The sequence below is a fragment of the Ruminococcus difficilis genome (assembly GCF_016680995.1).
The window spans coordinates 20,940-43,007 of the sequence record NZ_JAEQMG010000118.1 but is presented as its reverse complement, the minus strand read 5'-3'; the positions used below and the strand labels follow the sequence as shown (position 1 = coordinate 43,007).

16 protein-coding genes are annotated in these 22,068 nt (G+C 54.4%); 11 read left to right on the top strand and 5 right to left on the bottom strand.

What is annotated here, in order from left to right; translation table 11 throughout:
• Nucleotides 1-56 precede the first annotated feature (56 nt).
• Both JKK62_RS11480 and JKK62_RS11475 read left to right on the top strand, forming a co-directional pair.
• Nucleotides 57-974, top strand: coding sequence for a class C sortase (locus tag JKK62_RS11480; RefSeq protein WP_092969211.1), 918 nt, complete (start codon nt 57-59; stop codon nt 972-974).
• A 1-nt stretch (nt 975) separates the two neighbouring features.
• Nucleotides 976-1,800: a class C sortase gene (locus JKK62_RS11475; protein WP_201428015.1), complete on the top strand. Its 825-nt coding sequence runs from the start codon at nt 976-978 to the stop codon at nt 1,798-1,800.
• A gap of 16 nt (nt 1,801-1,816) precedes the next feature.
• Here JKK62_RS11475 and JKK62_RS11470 read toward each other — a convergent pair whose 3' ends face one another.
• Genes JKK62_RS11470 through JKK62_RS11460 form a run of 3 tightly spaced genes read right to left on the bottom strand, consistent with a single transcriptional unit; the run spans nt 1,817 to nt 5,238 of the window.
• Complete coding sequence (locus JKK62_RS11470; RefSeq protein ID WP_201428014.1) at nt 1,817-3,028, bottom strand: putative hexosyltransferase; 1,212 nt, start codon at nt 3,026-3,028, stop codon at nt 1,817-1,819.
• The gene (gene trpS, locus JKK62_RS11465; RefSeq protein WP_092969201.1) at nt 3,025-4,032 is read right to left on the bottom strand and encodes a tryptophan--tRNA ligase; all 1,008 of its coding nucleotides are present in this window, start codon (nt 4,030-4,032) and stop codon (nt 3,025-3,027) included. Before trpS ends, JKK62_RS11470 begins: the two co-directional genes overlap by 4 nt.
• Before the next feature lie 21 nt (nt 4,033-4,053).
• Nucleotides 4,054-5,238: an aminotransferase-like domain-containing protein gene (locus tag JKK62_RS11460; RefSeq protein WP_092969198.1), complete on the bottom strand. Its 1,185-nt coding sequence runs from the start codon at nt 5,236-5,238 to the stop codon at nt 4,054-4,056.
• 173 nt (nt 5,239-5,411) lie between these two features.
• Here JKK62_RS11460 and proS point away from each other — a divergent pair, with 173 nt between their 5' ends.
• The 3 genes from proS to JKK62_RS11445 all read left to right on the top strand — a co-directional run bounded on the left by proS (nt 5,412) and on the right by JKK62_RS11445 (nt 9,394).
• Nucleotides 5,412-6,851, top strand: coding sequence for a proline--tRNA ligase (gene proS, locus JKK62_RS11455; RefSeq protein WP_201428013.1), 1,440 nt, complete (start codon nt 5,412-5,414; stop codon nt 6,849-6,851).
• Between the two features lie 38 nt (nt 6,852-6,889).
• Nucleotides 6,890-7,819, top strand: a complete 930-nt coding sequence (metA, locus tag JKK62_RS11450; RefSeq protein ID WP_092969192.1) for a homoserine O-acetyltransferase MetA — start codon at nt 6,890-6,892, stop codon at nt 7,817-7,819.
• A 144-nt stretch (nt 7,820-7,963) separates the two neighbouring features.
• Nucleotides 7,964-9,394: a nicotinate phosphoribosyltransferase gene (locus JKK62_RS11445; RefSeq protein WP_201428012.1), complete on the top strand. Its 1,431-nt coding sequence runs from the start codon at nt 7,964-7,966 to the stop codon at nt 9,392-9,394.
• Nucleotides 9,395-9,602: 208 nt separating this feature from the next.
• On the opposite strand, the gene JKK62_RS11440 is transcribed toward JKK62_RS11445, so the two are convergent.
• Nucleotides 9,603-11,072, bottom strand: a complete 1,470-nt coding sequence (locus JKK62_RS11440; RefSeq protein ID WP_201428011.1) for a UDP-N-acetylmuramoyl-L-alanyl-D-glutamate--2,6-diaminopimelate ligase — start codon at nt 11,070-11,072, stop codon at nt 9,603-9,605.
• Between the two features lie 514 nt (nt 11,073-11,586).
• On the opposite strand from JKK62_RS11440, the gene JKK62_RS11435 reads away from it, so the two are divergent.
• The 3 genes from JKK62_RS11435 (at nt 11,587) to JKK62_RS11425 (ending at nt 15,491) form a co-directional block, all read left to right on the top strand.
• Nucleotides 11,587-12,927, top strand: a complete 1,341-nt coding sequence (locus JKK62_RS11435; protein ID WP_092969183.1) for an extracellular solute-binding protein — start codon at nt 11,587-11,589, stop codon at nt 12,925-12,927.
• A gap of 195 nt (nt 12,928-13,122) precedes the next feature.
• The gene (locus JKK62_RS11430) at nt 13,123-14,631 is read left to right on the top strand and encodes a carbohydrate ABC transporter permease (RefSeq protein ID WP_092969179.1); all 1,509 of its coding nucleotides are present in this window, start codon (nt 13,123-13,125) and stop codon (nt 14,629-14,631) included.
• Nucleotides 14,628-15,491 carry a sugar ABC transporter permease gene (locus JKK62_RS11425; protein WP_092969176.1) on the top strand — a complete coding sequence of 288 codons (864 nt, stop codon included), beginning with the start codon at nt 14,628-14,630 and terminating at the stop codon, nt 15,489-15,491. Before JKK62_RS11430 ends, JKK62_RS11425 begins: the two co-directional genes overlap by 4 nt.
• A gap of 53 nt (nt 15,492-15,544) precedes the next feature.
• Here the strand turns inward: JKK62_RS11425 and JKK62_RS11420 are convergent, their stop codons facing one another.
• Nucleotides 15,545-15,715, bottom strand: a complete 171-nt coding sequence (locus tag JKK62_RS11420) for a hypothetical protein (protein ID WP_176753539.1) — start codon at nt 15,713-15,715, stop codon at nt 15,545-15,547.
• A 99-nt stretch (nt 15,716-15,814) separates the two neighbouring features.
• Between JKK62_RS11420 and JKK62_RS11415 the strand changes: the two genes are divergently transcribed.
• The 3 genes from JKK62_RS11415 (at nt 15,815) to JKK62_RS11405 (ending at nt 21,823) form a co-directional block, all read left to right on the top strand.
• Nucleotides 15,815-17,419 (top strand): alpha-amylase family glycosyl hydrolase, encoded by a 1,605-nt coding sequence (locus JKK62_RS11415; protein WP_201428010.1) that lies wholly within the window; start codon nt 15,815-15,817, stop codon nt 17,417-17,419.
• Nucleotides 17,420-17,579: 160 nt separating this feature from the next.
• The gene (locus tag JKK62_RS11410; protein ID WP_201428009.1) at nt 17,580-20,495 is read left to right on the top strand and encodes an acyl-CoA dehydratase activase; all 2,916 of its coding nucleotides are present in this window, start codon (nt 17,580-17,582) and stop codon (nt 20,493-20,495) included.
• A gap of 17 nt (nt 20,496-20,512) precedes the next feature.
• Nucleotides 20,513-21,823: a 2-hydroxyacyl-CoA dehydratase gene (locus JKK62_RS11405; protein WP_201428008.1), complete on the top strand. Its 1,311-nt coding sequence runs from the start codon at nt 20,513-20,515 to the stop codon at nt 21,821-21,823.
• Nucleotides 21,824-22,068: the final 245 nt, after the last annotated feature.

Genomic DNA, 22,068 nt, shown 5'->3' with positions numbered 1-22,068 from the left:
TTGCAACTGCGGCGCCTTTGATGTATAATGAAGCTATCACACCAGCGAGGTAAAGCATGAAACGAATACTGCCCATTATTTTGATTATTCTGATTTTTCTCGTCGGACTCGGCATTCTGAGCTATCCGCTCGTCAGTTCGATGATCAACAACTATTTTGACCGCAGTGAGGCGCATGACAGGATGGTCGCCGCGGAAGGCATGCCGAAAGAGGAGATTCAGCAGTTCTTTGAGGATGCGGAGAATTATAACCGCAGCCTGACCGATACCGTCGTCCTGACCGACCCGTTCGACATGGAGAGCTACGAAAAAATCGGCGCGCACTACGACGAAACCTTCGATATTGACGGAAACGGCTTTATCGGCTACATCGAGATCCCGAAAATCAACGTTTTTCTGCCCATCTATCACGGCACCGACGACGAGGTGCTGCAAAAGGGCGCGGGACATCTGCACAACACCTCGCTGCCCATCGGCGGCGACAGCACCCACAGCGTTATTTCCGCGCATTCCGCCCTGCCGTCCAAGACGCTGTTTGACTATCTGCCCGATTTGGAGGAGGGCGACGAGTTCCATATCTATGTTCTCGACCGCACGCTGACCTACCGGGTCGATCAGATCAAAACCGTCCTGCCCAGCGAGATCGACGACCTCTACGTCGTCTCGGGCAAGGATCTGGTGACGCTTATGACCTGCACGCCCTACACGGTCAATACGCACCGTCTGCTTGTCAGGGGTGAGCGCGTAGCGGATGATGACGGCAAGACGGAGGAGAAGGCCGAAACGGAGACAAAGCCCTCCGACAAGAAAATCAAGTCTGTCAGCACGGGTAACGACAACTTCTTCTTCCTCGGCTACAAGGTCAGCTATCTGGCAGCGATCCTGAGCATCGCGGGCTTTCTGCTGGCGGTCGGTCTGACGGTATTCTTCATCGTTCGACGGAACATCCGCAGGGCGAAAAAGGACGGTGAGTAGCATGTGGAAAAAAGTGCTCGTCGTCATCGCGATTCTCATGCTGCTGACGGGAATCGGATTTCTGCTCTTTCCGCCCGTTTCCAACTGTGTCGGTCAGCAGAACGCCGATTCGCTGATTGAGAAGTATGACAAGGTGCTCGACAACGTGATCACGGAGGAGGACGCCGCACTCAAGGAGGAGCTTGGCGTGACCGCCGACAGCTTTGAGGAGGCGCGCGAAAAGGGCGAGGTCGACGAGGAAGGCTATCCGATCGACATTGTCACGGGTGAGCGTACCTACAGCTACCCGATCACCTTTCAGAACGACTTGAACCGTCTTTATGAGGACAGCAAGGCGTATAACGCCTCGATCCTCTACCATCAGGGAACCGTCGACACCGCCGACTTCCGCAAGGCGGCGCTCAACCTGTCAAGCTACGGCCTGTCGAATGTCTACGGCTACCTGTCCGCTCCCGCGATCGATATGGACCTGCCCGTCTATCTCGGCGCGAGCGACTATATGATGAATTTCGGCGCGGCGCAGCTTTACGGCACCTCGCTGCCGATCGACGAGAAAAACACCAACGTCTGTATCGCGGGGCACACGGGCTACATCGGCAGGATATTCTTCGACAATATCCGCAGTCTCAGAAAGGGCGACACGATCAGCTTTTCCAACTACTGGGAGACGATCGACTACAAGGTCATCGACTACAAGATCATCACGCCCATCCAGACAGAGGATTTTATCATTCAGCCGAACCGTCAGCTGATCACGCTGATCACCTGCACGCCCGCGGGTCACGGACAGTTCAACCGCTACATCGTGATAGCGGAAAAAGAGTAAAACGAAAACCGCTTCCTTATTCGGAAGCGGTTTTTTGCAGGAATCTGACCTCTTGGTCAAGAAGCACTTCTTTGATAAACAGATACGAAATCCAGACATAAAGCCCGATGTTGACGATGGACGTCATGCCGAGGGAGATGACCTCGTAGTCCCCGAACAGATAGAAGCAATAGCCTCTCAGGCTGATCATCAGCGCGATGACCGCCGTGAACGGATGCCGCCTTGTCGAGAAGAAGTAGATCAGCAGCAGTATGTCGAGCAGATAGGCGTAACGCTCGTGCATGGAGGACAGGAACATCAGGCAGGTGAACACCGACCAGATGCCCGTCATCAGAAGCTTCTTGTTGTCGGACAGGTCGACTCTTTTGCGGAGAATCAGGAACATGCCTGCCGCGAGCACCGTCAGCGTCAGCAGCACGGCGAAGCCCTTGAGCAGATAGTAATTTTCCGTATTCATTCTGTCGCACATGAAGGCGTAGAGGTTCGGATAGTTCATCTGAATCTGCTTGCCGTAGTCGGTCTGGTCGACGTAAATCTTGATGATATCCTGGAATGGTCTGCCCATTGCCACGACGGGCAGGCACATCAGAACATCCACCGCGGGAATCACGGTAAAGTGCAGAATACTGACCTTGCGCGTGGACGCCCAGTAATAGAGGAACAGAGGCAGGATGAAAACCATCTGCAGCTTGAACGCGAGCGACGCGCCGAGCAGCGCGAACGCGGGAAGGTAGTTTTCGCGCATGGTGAAGTAGATTGCGAGCGCGATAAAGAACGTGTAGATCGAATCGCACTGCGCCCAGAAGGACGAGTTCATCACAACGGTAAGCGAAAGCAGCACCGCGGAGTAGGTCATCAGCGGCATCATGTCAAAGAGCCTGCATTTCAGATATTCCTTGACGACCATTGCGCAGGATAGCGCGAGCGCGAAGTCGAAGATCACCGAAAGCAGCTTGTAGGAGTCCAGCGCGTCGAACGGCGTGAGCGTCATGAGGTAAATGATGATCTGATAGGGGATGTTGTAGTTGCCGACCTGCGCCTTCAGTCCGTCAAGACCGGCGTAGCCGATGGTGGAGAACCACGGGTTCAGAAAGCTGCGGAAGTCGTCGCTCTCATAGTCGATGCAGGCGAACCGCAGCATGACAGCCAGCGCGGTAAAGACGACAAACGCGATCAGCGGCAAATATTTGATAACAAGGTCAAAAAACTTGCGTTCTATCTTTGTCATTTGATAAAACCAACCTTTTTCATCACCTTGTCGAGAGTGCGGCTGCTGATTTTGTACGCGATTTCGTCAGCCTTGCGGTAGCATTCCGCGAGGTAGCCCTTGTCCGCAACGAGACGCTCATAGCGTTCGCGGATGGGACGCAGCTCCTCGACGACAGCCTCGCCGACGGCGGTTTTGAAGTCGCCGTAGCCCTTGCCCGCGAATTCGTTTTCGATCTCCTCAAAGGTCTTGCCCGTGACCGCGCCGTAGATGGTCATGAGGTTGTTCACGCCGTCCTTGCCCTCGGCGTAGCGCACGCAGGCGTCGCTGTCCGTGACCGCGCGCTTGAATTTCTTCATAATGACCTCGGGGGAATCGAGCAGGTGGACGCAGCCGTTGACGTTCTCGTCGGACTTGCTCATCTTGTTGAGCGGGTTCTGCAGCGACATGACGCGCGCGCCGTTCTTCGGGATGAAGCCCTCTGGAATCTTGAACACGTTTCCGTAAAGACCGTTGAAGCGCTTGGCGATATCGCAGGTCAGCTCAATGTGCTGTTTCTGGTCGGCGCCGACGGGCACCTTGTCCGCCTGATAGAGCAGGATGTCGCCCGCCATCAGCGAGGGATAGGTGAACAGCCCCGCGTTGATGTTATCGGCGTGCTTTTTGGACTTGTCCTTGAACTGCGTCATGCGCGACAGCTCGCCGAACTGGGTGTAGCAGTTGAGGATCCACGCGATCTGCGCGTGGGTGGGGACGTGGCTCTGGATGAAGAAAAGGCTTTTTTCCACGTCGATGCCGCAGGCGAGGATCGACGCGTAGGCGTCGATGATGTTCCTGCGCATCTGCGCAGGCTCCTGACGGACGGTGATGGTGTGGAGATCGGCAAGGGCGTAGATGCAGCTGTATTCGTCCTGCATTTTGACCCAGTTGCGGATGGCTCCGAGATAATTGCCCAGCGTGATGGTGCCGCTCGGCTGGATCGCGCTGAACACGACTTGCTTTTTAACGGGTGCGGTGTTTTCCATGATGTGTACCTCGGGATTCAATTATAGATCTTTCGCCAGCTCACCGAGGATTTTGATGCCCTTTTCGAGCTGCTCGTCGGTGGGAGTGGAGAAGTTGATGCGGAAGCTGTGGCATTCCTCTGTTTCATCGGTGAGGAAGGCGTTGCCGGGAACGACGCAGACCTTGTTGAGCACTGCCTTCTTGCAGAACGCGGGCATATCGACGTGCTCGGGCAGGTCGCACCAGATGAACAGACCGCCGTCGATGCGGTGATAGGTGATGTTTGGCGCGCAGTATTTGTCGAGCAGCTCCATGCAGAAGCGCGCTTTCTTGGTGTAGATATCGCGCAGGTGCTGCAGATGCGCGTTGAAGTCGTACTTGGTGAGGAACTCGTCGCAGACGCGCTGCGACCAGATGTTGGTGTGGACGTCGTTGCCCTGCTTGCAGACGACCAGCTTCTGGAAGATTTCCTTGGGCGCGATGGTGTAGGCGACGCGCATGCCGGGGGAGATGACCTTGGAGAACGAGCCTGCGTAGATGACCATTCCGTCGGTATCGAAGCTCTTGACATTGGGCAGATTCTCGCCGCTGTAGCGCAGATCGCCGTAGGGATTGTCCTCGAGAATCAGCACGCCGTACTGTCTTGCAAGCTCATACATTCTTCTGCGCTTTTCAAGGCTCATGGTCACGCCCGAGGGGTTCTGGAAGTTCGGGATGGTGTAGATGAACTTCGCGTTGGGATTCGCCTTGAGCTTCTCCTCCAGCTCGGTCATGCTCATGCCGTCGGGCTCGACGGTCACGCCGACGAGCTTGGCGTTGTAGCTGCGGAAGGTGTTCAGCGAGCCGATAAAGGACGGCGCCTCGCAGATGACGACCTCGCCCTCGTTGACGAGCGCCTTGGTGCAGAGGTCCATGATCTGCTGCGCGCCCGTGGTGATGAGGATGTCGTCGCTGTCGTTGCCGGTGTTGTGATATTTCTTCATGTACTCCTTGAGGTGGTTGCGCAGGGGGGTGTAGCCCTCTGTCACGCTGTACTGGAGCACGGAGATGGGATTCTCGCGGAAGATACGCTCGGAAATCTCGGTGATCGCCTCAACGGGGAACGCGTCGGGAGAAGGGTTGCCTGCCGAAAGGGAAACGACCTCGGGGTCGGCGGCGTATTTGAAGATTTCACGGATGGCGCTCGGTTTCAGATTGGAAACTCTGTCGGAAAAAACATATTCCATAGTACTAACCTCTTTTTCTTAATTTTATAACATACCAAATGCTATTGTATCATATTTAAAGGTATTTGTAAAGCGGCGGATTGCAAATCAAAGTGCAAGTTCCTACTTGTCAAAACGGAACTCTTGTAGTATAATAGAAACATTATGATTATGACCTAAAAGGAGAAATAGATATGGTTGCAAACAAGAAAATGGTCGAGGCGATCACCAGCCGCGACGAGGATTTTGCAAAGTGGTATACCGACATCGTCAAAAAGGCTGAGCTTGCCGATTATTCGGGCGTCAAGGGCTGTATGGTCATCCGTCCCTACGGCTACGCGATCTGGGAGCTGATGCAGGCGGATATGGACAGACGCTTCAAGGAGACCGGTCACGAGAACGTCTACATGCCCATGTTCATCCCCGAGAGCCTTTTGCAGAGAGAAAAAGACCACGTTGAGGGCTTCGCTCCCGAGTGCGCGTGGGTGACCGTCGGCGGTGAGGAAAAGCTGACCGAGCGTCTGGCTGTCCGTCCGACCTCCGAGACGCTGTTCTGCGAGCACTATAAGAAGGTCATCAAGACCTACCGCGACCTGCCCAAGCTCTACAACCAGTGGTGCTCCGTTGTCAGATGGGAAAAGACCACCCGTCCGTTCCTGCGCACCTCCGAGTTCCTCTGGCAGGAGGGCCATACCATGCACGCCACCGCAGAGGAGGCGCAGGAGGAGACTTTGAAGATGCTCAAGGTCTACACCGATTTCTACGCCGAGACCCTCGCGATCCCCGCTGTTGTCGGTCAGAAAACCGAGAAGGAGAAATTCGCGGGCGCCGAGGCGACCTATACCATCGAGCCGATGATGCACAACGGCGTCGCGCTTCAGGGCGGCACCTCGCACTACTTCGGCGACGGCTTCGCCAAGAGCTTCGGCATCACCTACACGGGCAAGGACAACCAGCTCCACTATCCGCACCAGACCTCATGGGGCACCTCGACACGCATGATCGGAGCGCTGATCATGGTGCACAGCGACGACGACGGCTTGGTACTGCCGCCGAGAATCGCGCCGATTCAGGTCGTGATCATCCCCGTCGCCCACCACAAGGAGGGCGTTCTCGAAAAGGCGGAGGAGCTCAGAGCGATGCTCGCGGGCAAGTTCCGCGTCAAGCTCGACGACAGCGACCACGCTCCCGGCTGGAAGTTCGCCGAGTATGAGATGAAGGGCGTTCCCGTCCGCGTCGAGATCGGCCCCAAGGACATCGAAAAGAACCAGTGCGTCGTGGTACGCCGCGACACCAGAGAAAAGGCGTTTGTGCCGCTCGACGAGCTGAGCGCCTTTGTGGAGAACCTGATGGAGACCATCCGTCAGGATATGTACGACAGAGCGGCACAGAATACCAAGGAAAAGACCTTCGTCGCGACGACGCACGAGGAGTTCATCGACACCGCGAAGAACCACCCCGGCTTCATCAAGGCGATGTGGTGCGGCGACAGCGCCTGCGAGGATCAGCTCAAGGACGAAACAGGCGGCGTCAAGAGCCGCTGCATCCCCTTTGAGGAGGAGCATCTCAGCGACGTCTGCGTCTGCTGCGGCAAGCCTGCAAAGCACATGGTATTCTGGGGCAAGCAGTATTAATTTGAAATCACGCATCAAGACGCGAAAGGAGTGAGAATATGCCGATTAAGGTTCAGAGCAATTTGCCCGCGATCAAGGTACTGGAGAGTGAGAACATCTTTGTCATGCCCGATGAGGTCGCGCTCAGACAGGACATCCGTCCGCTGAAAATCCTCATCCTCAATCTCATGCCCACCAAAATCACCACCGAAACCCAGCTCCTGCGCCTGCTTGGCAACAGTCCGCTGCAGGTGGATATCGAGCTGCTGCAGATGGCGTCTCACACCTCCAAAAATACATCGCCGCACCACCTCACCACCTTCTACAAGACCTTTGACGAGATCCGGAACCAGACCTTTGACGGTCTGATCATCACGGGCGCTCCCGTGGAGCAGATTCCCTTTGAGGAGGTCGACTACTGGGAGGAGCTGTGCGAGATCATGGAATGGTCGAAGCACAACGTCTATTCCACCTTCCACATTTGCTGGGGCGCACAGGCGGGTCTGTATTATCACTACGGCATTCAGAAATATCCGCTGGAGGAAAAGCTCAGCGGCATCTATCAGCATAAGGTGCTGACGCCCTTCCATCCGCTCATGCGCGGCTTTGACGACACCTTCGTCATCCCGCATTCCCGCTACACCACCGTCCGCTATGAGGACATCAAAAAGCAGCTTTCGCTGGAGGTGCTTGCCGTCAGCGAGCAGGCGGGTCCGGCTGTCATCGCCAACAAGAGCGGCAGACAGGTCTTTATCACCGGTCACGCCGAGTACGACAGGGAAACGCTCGCCAATGAGTATTACAGGGATCTCAACAAGGGCATCGAACCCAACCTGCCCTGCAACTACTTCCCCGACGACGACGCGTCGCTCACACCGCCGATGGTGTGGCGCAGCAACGCGACGCTGCTGTATACCAACTGGCTCAACTACTTTGTCTATCAGGCGACGCCATACGATCTGGGCGAGCTGCTGCGCAAATACCGATAATTTTGAGAGGCGTGTTGTCACGCCTCTTTTTGCCTTTCGGGGCGGCAAATGTGACAAGAACGGCGGAGACCATTGACAAAGCGGTTCCCGCTTGCTACAATAAACTTGATTACGCCGGCATCACGGCAAAAAAGAGGGATATCTATGAAACATCAGAATATGGCTATGCTTGTTGATTTCTATGAATTCACCATGTCAAACGGCTACTTCAAGAGCGGCTTCTTTGAGCGCAACGTCTACTTCGACGTGTTCTTCCGCAGCGTGCCCGACAAGGGCGGCTTCGCGATCGCCGCAGGACTGGAGCAGCTGATCGAATATATCAAAGACCTGCACTTTGAGGACGAGGATATCGCGTATCTTCGCTCCAAGGGCATCTTCGACGAGGGCTTCCTCGATTATCTGAAAAAATTCCGCTTCACGGGCGATATCTACGCCGTTCCCGAGGGAACGCCCGTTTTCCCCAACGAGCCGATCCTCACGGTCAAGGCGCCCGCGATCGAGGCACAGCTGATCGAGACCTTTGTGCTTTTGACGCTCAATCATCAGAGCCTGATCGCGACGAAGGCGAACCGCATCGTCAGGGCGGCGCAGGGCAGAGCGGTACTGGAATTCGGTTCCCGACGCGCGCAGGGCGCAAGCGGTGCGGTCGACGGCGCGCGTGCCGCCTATATCGGCGGATGCGCAGGCACGGCATGTACCCTGACCGACGAGCTGTACGGTGTTCCCGCAGGCGGCACGATGGCGCACGCGTGGGTGCAGATGTTCGACAGCGAGTACGAGGCTTTTAAAACCTACTGCGAGCTGTACCCCGAGAATCCCACCCTGCTGGTGGATACCTACGACACGCTCAAGAGCGGCATTCCCAACGCGATCAAGGTCTTTCTCGAAAAGGGCATCAAAAAATGCGCGATCCGTCTGGATTCGGGCGACATCTCCTACCTCTCCAAAAAGGCGCGGAAGATGCTCGACGCGGCGGGCTTGACGGAGTGCGGTATCACCGCCTCCAATGCGCTCGATGAAATTCTGATCCGCGACCTGATGATGCAGGGCGCCAAGGTGGATACCTTCGGCGTGGGCGAAAGACTGATCACCGCGTCCAGCTCACCCGTATTCGGCGGCGTGTATAAGCTGGTGGCGGTCGAGAAGCTGAACGGCGAGATCGAGCCGAAGATCAAGGTCAGCGAAAACGCCGCCAAGATCACCAATCCGCACTTCAAGAAGGTTTACCGCTATTTCGACAACGAGAGCGGCAAGGCGCTTGCCGACGAGCTTTGCGTCTATGACGAGATTGTGGACGACAGCAAGCCGCACACCATCTTTGACCCCAACGCCACATGGAAAACCAAGACGCTCACCGATTTCACCGCGAAGGAGCTGCTGGTGCCGGTTTTCAAGGGCGGCGAATGCGTCTATGAAAGCCCCTCGATTCAGGAAATCGCCGACTATTGCCGCGAGCAGGTCGATATGCTCTGGGACGAGGTCAAGCGGTTTGAGAATCCGCATAACTATTATGTCGATCTTTCCGAGCAGCTGTATCAGATCAAGAACATCCTGCTCAAAGTACACAAGATTTAAAAACAAAACGGGCGCTGCGTCATGCAGCGCCTGTTCTTCTTATGGGAATCTCTAATAATTCAATGTCGTGCAGAAGTACGGAAGATTTATGGCAGAATATTGTCAAAACGCCGCAGGAATACTGACGTATTTCAAGGCGTTTTGGCAAGATTATGTCGTGAAGATTTCGTGCTTATGCGCGGTAGGGAATTATTAGAGGTTCCCTTATTTATGAAAGCTTTTCTTCTTCAATGATCTCGCGGATCAGCTCACGTTCATCCATGTGGTACTTTACGCCCTTGATTTCCTGATAGTCCTCGTGACCCTTGCCCGCGAGGACGATGATGTCGCCGTCCTCGGCGTTGAGCATACAGTAGCGGATCGCTTCCTTTCTCTTGGGGACGACGACGTATTTGCCGTCGGTCTTGTGCAGACCGGTCTTGATGTCCTCGATGATGTCCATGACGTCCTCAAAGCGGGAGTTGTCCTCGGTAATGACGCTGAGGTCGCTCAGTCTGCCCGAGGTTTCGCCCATCTCAAAGCGGCGTACCTTCGGACGGTTGCCGCCTGCGCCGAACATCGTGATCAGTCGGTTGGGATTGTATTGACGGAGTGTCGTGAGGACGTTCTCCATCGAGAGCGCGTTATGCGCGTAGTCGATCAGCAGGGAGTAGCTGCCGGGAACGGAAACAGGTTCGACTCTGCCCTGGACGTGGGCGATTTTCAGTCCGTCGATGATTGCCTTGTCGGGAATGTCGAAGAACGACACCGCGCAGATAGCGGCAAGCGCGTTGTAGGCGTTGAATTTGCCGGGAACGCCGACGTCGAGGGAAAGGGTTTTCAAGCCCTCGGTCTCGAAGTGAACGCCGATAAAGCCGTTCTCCGAGAGAAGCCTGTCGTTTTTCGCGCGCAGCTGCGCCTGTTCCGAAAAGCCGTAGGTGAGGATATCGCCCGCAAAGTCTTTGGTAATATCGCGCCACGCGGGATCGTCGCAGTTCGCGGCAGCCTTGCGGCACTGACGGAAGAGCAGGCTCTTGCAGTAGAGGTATTCCGCCATGTCCTTGTGCTCCACGCCGCCGATGTGGTCGTCGGAGAAGTTGGTGAACACCGCCGCGTCAAAGGTCATGCCCGCAAGACGGCTGTGTTTCAGCCCGATGGAGGACGCTTCGATCACCATCGCTTTGCAGCCCGCGTCGATCATCGCGCGCAGCGCCTTCTGGATTTCGTAGGATTCGGGCGTGGTGTTGTCGGTTTTATAGGTGTTGCCGCCGTAGACGATACCGAGCGTGCCGATGGTGCCCGTTTTGATGCCCGCCTGCTCGAAGATCTCCGCGATCATCGCGGTGGTGGTGGTCTTGCCTTTTGTGCCCGTGATCGCGACGGTCATCAGCTCCTCCGCGGGATTGCCGAAGTGCTCCGCGCTCATGAGCGCAAGCGCCAAGCGGGTGTCGGCGGTTTTGACGACAGCGACGTTTTCGGGTACGGCGAAGTCGAGGTCGTCGCTGATCACGAGCGCCGCAGCGCCTTTTTCAACGGCGGGCTGCGCGTATCTGTGACCGTCGGAGGTGTAGCCCTTCAGACAGACAAAGACGGTGCCTTCCTCCACCTTGCGGGAGTCGTAGATGACGTCGGAAATGACGGGATCGCCGTCCTGAACGACGGTATAGGATACATGCTTCAAGAGGTCGTATAGCTTCATGGTAAACTCTCCTTATTTTGCAGATAAAACATTTTTGCGCGTCAAAAAAGCTCCGCGCGTTGCCCTGCGGGCGTCTGATTATTATTATATCAATATCCGTCGGTGATTACAACAGTTTTCACAAAAAGCGCAAAAAAATATACATTTCAAAAGATTAGTAAAATTTCACGAAAAAAACACCAAAACCATTTGAGGGGCGCCGATTTTCCCTTTGATTTAGACCGACAAGGTGCTCGTTTTCTCAAATAGATTTGGTTGACTTGCACAAGATGCACAAAGGGACTGTGGTAATAATCAACAGAATTGATTCATAAAGTTTGTAATAAACATTAATTTGGGAGAAATAACAGGATAATTTAAACAAAATTTTACTCTACTTTTAACAAGTTAGATAAAAAGTACAAAACCTGTTGCAATTTGATTCGTTTTTTGATATTATTTAATTAGTGAAGCAGAGCGCTATTTGTGCAATTTGCTCCATCGGAAAAAATTTTTTTGAAAGAGGGATATTCCAATGAAAAAGATTCTCGCCATTTTATTGGCAGGCATGATCACCGCAACTGCCCTCGCGGGCTGCGGCGGCGGCAACGGCGGCAGCTCTTCCACAGACAGCAAGTCTGACGCGAGCTCCGGCTCCGGTTCCACGGACGCTTCCGCGGAGAAGGTTGTTGATGCAAACACCGTTGACCCCGAGCTGTTCGGCGACGAGGACAACATCTCCCTGAAGGTATGGGCGCCTTCTCAGGCTCTCGAGCTTGTTAAGAAACAGGTTGAGGACTTCAAGGCTGCTTATCCCACCAAGACCTTCACCAACATCGAGGTTTCCGCTATGGCGGAGGCTGAGTCCGGCACACAGGTTCTGAACGACGCGAGCGCAGCTGCTGACGTATTCGGCTTCGCTTCCGACCACCTCAACAAGCTCGTTGACGCGAAGGTTCTCTCCGAGGTTGCTTTCGTAAACACCGTTTCCGAAATGAACGCTCCCGAGACCGTTGAGGCAGGCAAGATCAAGGGCACACTTTATGCGTATCCCGAGACCAACGATAACGGCTACTATCTCGTATACGACAAGACTGTCGTTTCCGAGGACAAGGCAGGCAAGCTCGAGGATATCCTCGCCGCTTGTAAGGATGCCGGCAAGAAGTTCATCTTCGACTGCGGCAACGGCTACTATGCCTGCACCTATGCGTTCACCGCTGGCGTTAAGATCGACGGTCTTGAGGAAGACGGCGTAACCCAGAAGTTCGTACAGTATGACGAGAACGAAGCAGTCAAGACTCTGCAGGCATTCTCCAGACTCATGCATGAGTACAAGGGCACCTTCACCTCTCTCGACGTTGCTCAGATCGCTTCCGGTTTCTCCACCGGCACACTGGGCGCAGGCGTTGACGGTTCCTGGAACACCAACGCTGACCAGAAGGCTCTCGGCGACAACTTCGGCGCTGCGAAGCTCCCCACCATCAATGTTGACGGCACCGACAAGCAGCTCATTTCCCTGTTCGGTTACAAGTACATCGGCGTAAACGCTGCTTCCAAGTTCCCCGCATCCGCTCAGATTCTGGCTTACTACCTCCACGGTGAGAAGTGCCAGGAGCAGAGAGCAGAAGAGCTCGGCTGGGGCCCCTCCAACAAGAACGTTCAGGGCAAGCCCGTTATCACCGACAACCCGATCCAGCAGGCTATCAAGCAGCAGTCTGAGAACGCTTGCGTACAGGTTAACATCGCTCCCACCTTCTGGAACCCCATGGGCAACCTCGGCAACAAGCTCATCGCTGACGAGACCGATCCCGAAGATGCTGAGTACTTCAGCAAGCTCCTCAAGGACACCGTTGCTAACGTCCGCGACGAGGGCTGATTCGTAAGCAAGGTTCACTGATACTTAAATTTTAACGTTTCGGGACGCTTTGCAAAAGCGTCCCGAAACAAGCCTTTACGTTTTCGATACACCAAACGAATAATGTTTTATTATAGGGAAAACGTAATAGAATATTATTAGTTTGGTGTACCCGTAATAAAAGAGAGATTTTCAGATTAATTAAGGAGAGCTTATATGACATACGTTGAATATAAAATGCTCAATCCTATGCAGAAGTTTGGTTACAAAGCCAAGAAGTTTCTTGTGTCTGTTCCCAAAGCAATCGGAAGATTTTTCAAGGCAATTGGTTTAGGCATTGTCAATTTCTTCAAAGCGTTTGCCAAGGGAATCAAGAACTACGGCTCCACTTTCGTTAAGGGTGACTGGGCAACCAAGTTATCGTATCTGATCTTTGGTATCGGCGATTTGTCCAAGGGCAAAATCTACAAGGGCATCCTCTACTTCCTCGTTGAGGTGTTCTACATTTTCTACATGGTCTCCTTCGGCGGACAGTATATCGCGAAGTTCGGTACCCTCGGTACCGTTGAGACTCACACCGAGAAGGTCGGCATCGTTTCCAAGACCGTATTCGGCGACAACTCCATGCTGATTCTTCTTTACTCGGTTGTTACCATCGTTATCACGGTGGTTGTATTCGCTGTCTATATCAGCAACATCAAGGACGCATACAAGCATCAGGTCATGAGAGAAAACGGCGAAAAGCCCACCAGCTTCTCTCACGACATGAAGGAATTCCTCGACGGCAAATACCACATCACACTTCTTTCTTTCCCTGTGCTGATGATCTGCGTATTCAACATCCTGCCGCTCATCTTCATGATCCTGATCGCGTTCACCAATTATGATAAGGCGCACATGCCTCCCGGAACCCTGTTCACATGGGTCGGCATGGACAACTTCGGCTCCCTGTTCAACCTCGTTGAGGGCGCCAAGAAGGGTAAAACCTTCATCGAACTGACCGAATGGACCATCCTCTGGGCTATCCTCGCAACCTTCTCGAACTACATCCTCGGTATGATCGTCGCTCTGATGATCAACAAGAAGGGCATCAAGCTCAAGGCTCTGTGGAGAACCCTCTTCGTTATCACCATCGCGGTTCCCCAGTTCGTATCCCTGCTTCTCATGAACCAGATGCTCCAGACCAACGGTGCGCTCAACGTACTGTTGTCCGACATCTCGAAGATGTTCGGCGGAGGACCGGTCGAGATCCAGTTCCTCAACAGCACCACTCTCATGGCAAGAGCAACAGTTGTTATCGTCAACTGCTGGGTAGGTATTCCCTACACCATCCTCTCTATGTCGGGCATTCTGATGAACATCCCCGAAGACCTGTATGAATCGGCGCGTATCGACGGCGCAAGCCCGGTAAAGACCTTTACCGCAATCACGCTCCCGTACATGATTTTCGTAACTACGCCGCAGCTGATCACCCAGTTCGTAGGTAACATCAACAACTTCAACGTTATCTACCTCCTGACAGGCGGCGGTCCCACCACGCAGGACTACTATCAGGCAGGTCGTACCGATATCCTTGTAACCTGGTTGTTCACCCTTTCGATGACATCTCAGGACTACGGACTCGCGGCGGCAATCGGTATTCTTGTATTTATCGTCTGCGCCACCATCTCCCTGATTGTATACAACAACTCGAAGTCTATGAAGGATGAGGAGGCGTTCTCATGATAAAAAGCTATAAAGCGAGAAGAATTATCTCGAACGGCCTGATTTATTTACTCCTTGCTATTATGGGCATCATCTGGGTATCGCCGTTTGCATATCTTCTGATGCACTCCTTCCGTCTTGAGTCCACCATCGCGGTTCCGTATCTGGTTCCCCAAGAGTGGACATTCCAGAACTACATTGACCTTTTCGCAGGCGCAGGTTCTTCCTCCGCTATCAACTTCCCGAGATGGTTCCTCAACACCTTCGTAGTTGCATGCTTCAGCTGCGTAATTTCCACCATCTCCGTTCTTGCGGTTGCTTACACCTTCTCCCGTCTCCGTTTCAGCGCTCGTAAAAAGCTCATGAACGTAGCCATGATCCTCGGTATGTTCCCCGGCTTCATGACCATGATCGCGATTTACTACCTGCTGAAGGCTATGGGTCTGAACCAGAACCTGATTGCGCTGGTAATCTGCTACAGCTCGGGCGCAGGTCTCGGCTTCCAGATTTCCAAGGGCTTCTTCGACACCATTCCGCGTGCGCTCGACGAAGCCGCTACCATCGACGGCGCGACGAAGAACCAGATTTTCTGGAGAATCATTCTTCCGATGTCAAAGCCTATCGTTGTTTACACCGTACTTACCGCGTTCATCGGACCTTGGTGCGACTTCATTCTTGCCAAGATCATCATGGGCGATAAGCGTGAGCTCTACACCGTAGCGATCGGTCTGCAGTCAATGACGAGTGCAGAATTCATCAATGAGTACTACAAGCAGTTCCTCGCGGGCTCCGTACTCGTTGCGATCCCGATCACCACTCTGTTCCTTATCATGCAGAGATACTATGTAGAAGGCGTAACCGCCGGCGGCGTAAAGGGTTAATTCACATTTCCCAACACAAGCTCTTTTTGGGCGGCAGTCATTGGCTGCCGCCTTTATTTTACATCGCGGACTTCTTTTACATCGCGGACTTCTTTTACATCGCGGACTTCTTTTACATCGCGGACTAAGGGTTTCTGCGGCGGTGGGTGCACATTTACGCGGGAGGAGTTCATCAGACTCTTTCCAATCCCATTTCCCGTGGACAGCTTGCGTGTAAATCCCATTACTTGAGGACAGCTTGCGGGAGAAGCCTGTTTTCGCGACGGGAATGTGATAATTACCCGACCGCTCACAACTGACAATTTCTAAAATGAGGTTTCATTATGAAAAAACTGATATCTTTACTGCTCTGTGCAGTTCTTTTGGGAAGCGCGGTGCTCACGGGCTGCGGCGGCAGCTCGGATCCGATGGAGAAGCGCACCGCAAAGGCTTCCGACGACAAATACCGCAATTTCTATGAAATCTTCACGCAGTCCTTCTGCGATTCCAACGGCGACAGCGTCGGCGATCTGCAGGGAATCATCTCACAGCTGGACTATCTCAACGACGGCGACCCCGACAAGGGCGACGACCTCGGCATCGACGGCTTGTGGCTGACGCCGATCATGCCGTCGAAATCCTATCATAAATATGATGTGGAAAACTACTACGACATTGACCCCGCATTTGGTACGCTCGACGACTTTGACGCATTGGTAGAGGGCTGCCACAAGCGCGGCATCAAGCTGATTATCGACTTAGTGCTCAACCACATTTCCTCCCAGAACCCGCTCTTTACACAGGCGGTCAAGGAGGTCATGGACGGCAACCTCGACGGCAACGCCAAATATTTTGAGATCCACCCCAAGGATTATTTCGATCCTTCCACGCAGGTCGTCAGCATGGGCGACTACGCCTGCGAAGCGAACTTCTCTCAGGACATGCCCGAGTGGAACCTCAATGCCGAGGAAACGCGCGAGGAATTTAAGAAAATAGCCAAATTCTGGCTTGACCGCGGCGTAGACGGCTTCCGTCTTGACGCCTGTCTCTACTACACCAACAAGACGACCGACGGCAAGGAATTCCTCAAGTGGTTTGTCGACACCTGCCGCGACATCAACCCCGACGTCTATATCGTCGGAGAGACGTGGTCGGGCGACGCGGATATCGAAAATCTCTATCCGAGCGGCATCGACAGCCAGTTCGCGTTCAAATTCGCGACCTCTACGGGCTTGATCAACGAATTCATCAGCACCACAAAGGGCAAGGCGCTTGTCTCGAAGGTGCTCAGCTACGACAGCAAAATGCGCAAGGCGAACGCGGACGAGATCAACGCGATGTTCCTCTCGAATCACGACCAGTCCCGAATCGCGAACTCACTCGGCTCCAAGGGACTTGATTATGAGAAATTCGGCGCGGCAGTCTATATGCTATTCCCGGGCAATTCCTTTACCTACTACGGTGAGGAAATCGGTATGAAGGGACCGAGCACGACAGGCGACGCGAACTTCCGCACGCCGATGGTATTTGACAGCGAGAACATGCAGGAGATCATTGTCTACAACCTCGGCAGCAGCTTTGAAGCGCCTCCGCACGGCGGCGTCAAGCAGCAGCTCGCGGACAAGGATTCGCTGCTCAACTTCTATCGTAGAATTATCAGGGCGAAGCTCCAGAATCCCGAGATCGCGCGTACCAAGGACGCGAAAGCCGTTGACGCGGGCGACGACGCGATCGGCGCGTTCATCGCGGAATACGACGGCAAGCAGGTCATGGTGATCCACAACTTCGACGCGGAGGAGCAGAAGCAGGTTGCCATCACCGACGACATGCTTAAAAACCCCGAAGTCGCAGCGGACTTCATCACGGGAGAAGCCAAGATCGAGCTGAAGGACGGCAAGCTGACCATGCCGCCTCATTCCTCGGCGATTCTCCGCACAAAGGAAAGCTGATACTAAGCCAGCGCGCAAGCGTCGGCTTTTGTATTTTTACTTTCCGCACAGACAAAGAGTAGATAAAAATTACATGTTGCATTTTTTTGTAACTCATGATAAAATAATAAATTAGGTATATGGATTGCTGTTTGACGATAAGAATGACGGAGGGTGCAGAGTGAAACTGGGACTGGACATAGGCTCAACGACGATCAAGTGCGTTGTGCTCGACGACGAAAACAAGCTGATTTACAGTACATATGAGCGCCACTATTCTCAGATAACCGAAAAAATAGCAGAGCTGCTCAGCCGTGTGCGCCGTGAAATCGAAGGAGCGGAGCAGGCGTTTGTCGCGCTTTCGGGTTCCGCAGGCATGGGCGTGGCGCAGGATTGCGGCATCGACTTTGTGCAGGAGGTGTACGCGACGCGCGTCGCGGCGAACACCTTTATTCCCGGCACCGACGTTGTCATCGAGCTTGGCGGTGAGGACGCGAAAATCCTGTTTCTCACGAACGGTCTCGAGGTACGCATGAACGGCACCTGCGCAGGCGGTACGGGCGCGTTCATCGACCAGATGGCGACGCTGCTCAACGTCCCGCTCGAGGAGCTGGACGACCTCGCGAAGCAATACGAAAAGACCTACACGATCGCGTCGCGCTGCGGCGTGTTCGCGAAAACCGATATACAGCCGCTCCTGAATCAGGGAGCGCGCAAGAGCGACATCGCGGAGAGCATTTTCAAGGCGGTCGTCAGTCAGACCGTCGCGGGATTGGCGCAGGGCAGAGAGATCGAGGGACAGGTTGTCTACCTCGGCGGACCGCTCACCTTTATGAGCGAGCTGCGCCGCTGTTTTGACCGCACGCTCGGCACGACGGGCATCTGTCCCGAAAATTCGCTCTATTACGTCGCCTGCGGCGCGGCACTCTGCGCCGACAAGCCGATCGATTTTGACGACGTGATCCACCGCGTCAAGAACTACCGCGGCTCGGGCAACTTCGCGTTCCAGCCGCCGCTTTTTGAAACCAAAGAGGACTACGCGGCGTTTCAGGCGCGTCACGCCAAGGCGGACGTGAAGCAAAAGGAGCTGAAGGGCTACAAGGGCAAAGCCTACATCGGCATGGACGCCGGCTCCACTACGGTCAAGGGCGTGGTGCTCAATTCCGACGGCGAGCTGCTGTTCTCGCAGTATCTTCCCTCCAAGGGCAACCCCGTCGAAATCATCAAGGCGTTCCTCGAGGAGATTTATTCGATCAATCCCGATCTCAATATCGTGTCCTCCGCAGTCACAGGCTACGGTGAGGACATCATCAAAAACGCCTTCGACGTGGACTACGGCATCGTCGAGACGATCGCGCACTTCACGGCGGCGAAGTATTTCATGCCCGACGTGGAGTTCATCATCGACATCGGCGGACAGGATATCAAGTGCTTCAAAATCCACAACGGCGCGATCGACAACATCTTCCTGAATGAAGCCTGTTCGTCGGGCTGCGGCAGCTTTTTACAGACCTTCGCCAACGCCCTCGGCTATAATATTAAGGACTTCGCAAAGCTCGGACTGTTTGCCAAGCGACCCGTCGATCTCGGCTCACGCTGTACGGTGTTTATGAACTCGAGCGTCAAGCAGGCGCAGAAGGACGGCGCGACCATCGAGGATATCTCGGCAGGTTTGTCACTCAGCGTCGTCAAGAACGCCTTATATAAAGTTATCCGCGCCTCTGACCCCGACGAGCTGGGGAAGCGCATCGTCGTGCAGGGAGGCACCTTCCTCAACGACGCGGTGCTCCGCGCCTTTGAGCTGGAGATGGGCGTCGAGGTCGTCAGACCGAATATCGCGGGTCTGATGGGAGCCTACGGCGCGGCGCTCTATGCTATGAAAAAGTCAGCGGGCAAGGGCAGGAGCAAGCTCTCCACCGCTGAGGATCTCCGTAACTTCGTGCATGAAATCAAGGTCACGAACTGCGGACTCTGCAACAACAACTGCCGTCTCACGATCAACTCCTTCGGCGGCGGAAGAAAGTTCATTGCGGGCAACCGCTGTGAACGCCCGATCACGAAAAAAGCGCCCGCAACGGGCATGAATATGTATGAATATAAGCTCAGCCTGATCAACAGCTACAAGCCCGTCGAGGGTCTGCGCGGCAAGCTGGGCATCCCGATGGGGCTGAATATGTTCGAGCTGTACCCGTTCTGGTACCGCTTCTTCACCGAGCTGAAATTCGAGGTGATGCATTCGCCCTATTCCAACCGCAAGCTCTATCAGCGCGGTCAGCAGACGATCCCCAGCGACACGGTCTGTTTCCCGGCAAAGCTGATGCACGGTCACGTGCAGACGCTGATCGATCAGGGAGTGGAGACGATTTTCTATCCCTGCCTGTCCTACAACTTCGACGAGCACCTCGGCGACAACCACTATAACTGTCCTGTGGTCGCCTACTATCCCGAGGTCATCCGCAACAACATGAAGGACGTCAAAAAGGTCAACTTCATCAAGGAGTACTTCGGCATCCACCGTCCCAAGGACTTCCCCAAGAAGGCGTATGAGCGACTGAGCTTTTACTTCCCCGACCTCACGCTGAACGAGGTCAGAGTCGCCGCCAAGCGCGCCTATGACGAGCAGGCGATGTACCGCGCGAAGGTGCAGGCGAAGGGCGACGAGATCATCAAAAAAGCCGAGCAGGAGGGCAAGCGCATCTTTGTCCTCGCGGGCAGACCCTATCACATCGATCCCGAGATCAACCACGGCATCGACAAGCTCATCGCGGGCTTTGACGTGGCGATCATCAGCGAGGACGTCGTTTCCTCACGCGTCGACCGCTTCCACACCGACGTGCTGAATCAGTGGACGTACCATTCCCGTCTGTACGCGGCGGCAAGATACGTCACCACACGCAAGGATATGGAGCTGGTGCAGCTCGTATCGTTCGGCTGCGGCGTCGACGCGATCACCACCGACGAGGTGCGCGAGATCCTCGAGGCGAAGAACAAGATTTACACCCAGATCAAGATAGACGAAATCACCAACCTCGGAGCGGTCAAAATCCGCATCAGAAGCCTTTTGGCTGCCATTGAGGAGCAGGCGTCCGAGAAATAAACACACAGGAGTCATTCATGGCTGAATTAAAATACGACAAAAAAACAGGACGGCTGCTCTTTACCAAGCAGATGAAGCGCGAGTACACGATTCTGATGCCAAACATGGCGCCGATCCATTTCCGTATGCTCAAGGACGTCTTTGTCCACTACGGCTACAAGGCGGAGCTGCTCGAAACAACGGGACCCGAGATCGCGCAGACGGGACTGAAATACGTCCACAACGATACCTGCTATCCTGCGCTGCTGGTCATCGGACAGTTTATCCACGCGCTGCAAAGCGGAAAATACGACGTGCATAAAACCGCGCTGATGATTACCCAGACGGGCGGCGGCTGCCGTGCGTCGAACTATATCTTCCTGCTGCGCAAGGCGCTCAAAAAGGCGGGCTTCGCGTTTGTTCCCGTCATCTCACTTTCATTCGGCATGGAGAAGAACCCCGGCTTTTCGCTGACGGTTCCGCTGATCCGCCGTTTCGTTGGCGGTTTGGTCTACGGCGACCAGCTGATGCTGCTTTCCAACCAGATCAAGCCCTACGAGGTCAACAAGGGCGAGACGATGGCGCTGGTGCAGAAATGGAGCGACCGCCTTTCCGAGATGCTCATTGAGGGCAAGGGCTACACCCTCGAGGAAATCGACGAGAACCTCCACAAGCTCACCAAGGACTTCTCCAAGATCGAGGTCAACCGCGTGCCCAAGGTCAAGGTCGGCATCGTCGGCGAGATTTACGTCAAATATTCCAAGATGGCGAACAACGGTCTGGAGGACTTCCTCGCCGAGCAGGACTGCGAGGTCTGCGTTCCCGGTCTGATGGGCTTCGCGGCGTTCAAGGTCGACAACCGTCTGGAGGACTATAAAATGTTCGGCGGCAACCGCCTGAAATATGAGTTCTGCAAAATGCTGCTCGACTACGTGACCAAGCTCGAAACGCTGATGGTCGAGGCGGCGAAGCGCTTCAACTTTGTGCCGCCGCATCAGTACGCGCACACCAAGGAGCTTGTCAAGGGCGTCATCGGCTACGGCAGCAAGATGGGCGAGGGTTGGCTTCTGACAGCGGAGATGCTCGAGCTTGCCGAGACGGGCTACGAGAACATCGTCTGCACGCAGCCGTTCGGCTGCCTGCCCAACCACATCAACGGCAAGGGCGCTATCCGCCGCATCAAGGAGATCAAGCCCAACGCCAACATCGTCACGATCGACTATGACCCCGGCGCGCCGAAGGTCAACCAGGAGAACCGCATCAAGCTGATGCTTGCCGTCGGCAGGGAAGAGCTGCAGAAGAAAATCGACGCCGAGAAAGCGGACAAGGCGGAAACAGAAGATCAGTAATAAAATAACGGGAGCGGACAGACGTCCGCTCTTTTTTAGGTTATCCTGATACAAATTGCCGGTATTGTTTGTATTGCGGCAGGAACCGCACAAAAAAATTGCCGCACGGTCATTTAAATACTTGACAAACCGCGCAAGAAAGGTATATAATGAGTAAACGTGGAGCATTCTCTAGGTGCGCCCATTTGGGAGCGTGAGGGCTTCACGAGGTTTTATCAATTTCCAATACATTTTGAAAGGAGGAA

Bases quoted from the DNA above. Each gene is read 5' to 3' on its own strand.
- JKK62_RS11480 (WP_092969211.1), top strand. From the start codon at position 57: ATGAAACGAATACTGCCCATTATTTTGATTATTCTGATTTTTCTCGTC.
- JKK62_RS11475 (WP_201428015.1), top strand. From the start codon at position 976: ATGTGGAAAAAAGTGCTCGTCGTCATCGCGATTCTCATGCTGCTGACG.
- JKK62_RS11470 (WP_201428014.1), bottom strand. From the start codon at position 3,028: ATGACAAAGATAGAACGCAAGTTTTTTGACCTTGTTATCAAATATTTG.
- trpS (WP_092969201.1), bottom strand. From the start codon at position 4,032: ATGGAAAACACCGCACCCGTTAAAAAGCAAGTCGTGTTCAGCGCGATC.
- JKK62_RS11460 (WP_092969198.1), bottom strand. From the start codon at position 5,238: ATGGAATATGTTTTTTCCGACAGAGTTTCCAATCTGAAACCGAGCGCC.
- proS (WP_201428013.1), top strand. From the start codon at position 5,412: ATGGTTGCAAACAAGAAAATGGTCGAGGCGATCACCAGCCGCGACGAG.
- metA (WP_092969192.1), top strand. From the start codon at position 6,890: ATGCCGATTAAGGTTCAGAGCAATTTGCCCGCGATCAAGGTACTGGAG.
- JKK62_RS11445 (WP_201428012.1), top strand. From the start codon at position 7,964: ATGAAACATCAGAATATGGCTATGCTTGTTGATTTCTATGAATTCACC.
- JKK62_RS11440 (WP_201428011.1), bottom strand. From the start codon at position 11,072: ATGAAGCTATACGACCTCTTGAAGCATGTATCCTATACCGTCGTTCAG.
- JKK62_RS11435 (WP_092969183.1), top strand. From the start codon at position 11,587: ATGAAAAAGATTCTCGCCATTTTATTGGCAGGCATGATCACCGCAACT.
- JKK62_RS11430 (WP_092969179.1), top strand. From the start codon at position 13,123: ATGACATACGTTGAATATAAAATGCTCAATCCTATGCAGAAGTTTGGT.
- JKK62_RS11425 (WP_092969176.1), top strand. From the start codon at position 14,628: ATGATAAAAAGCTATAAAGCGAGAAGAATTATCTCGAACGGCCTGATT.
- JKK62_RS11420 (WP_176753539.1), bottom strand. From the start codon at position 15,715: ATGGGATTTACACGCAAGCTGTCCACGGGAAATGGGATTGGAAAGAGT.
- JKK62_RS11415 (WP_201428010.1), top strand. From the start codon at position 15,815: ATGAAAAAACTGATATCTTTACTGCTCTGTGCAGTTCTTTTGGGAAGC.
- JKK62_RS11405 (WP_201428008.1), top strand. From the start codon at position 20,513: ATGGCTGAATTAAAATACGACAAAAAAACAGGACGGCTGCTCTTTACC.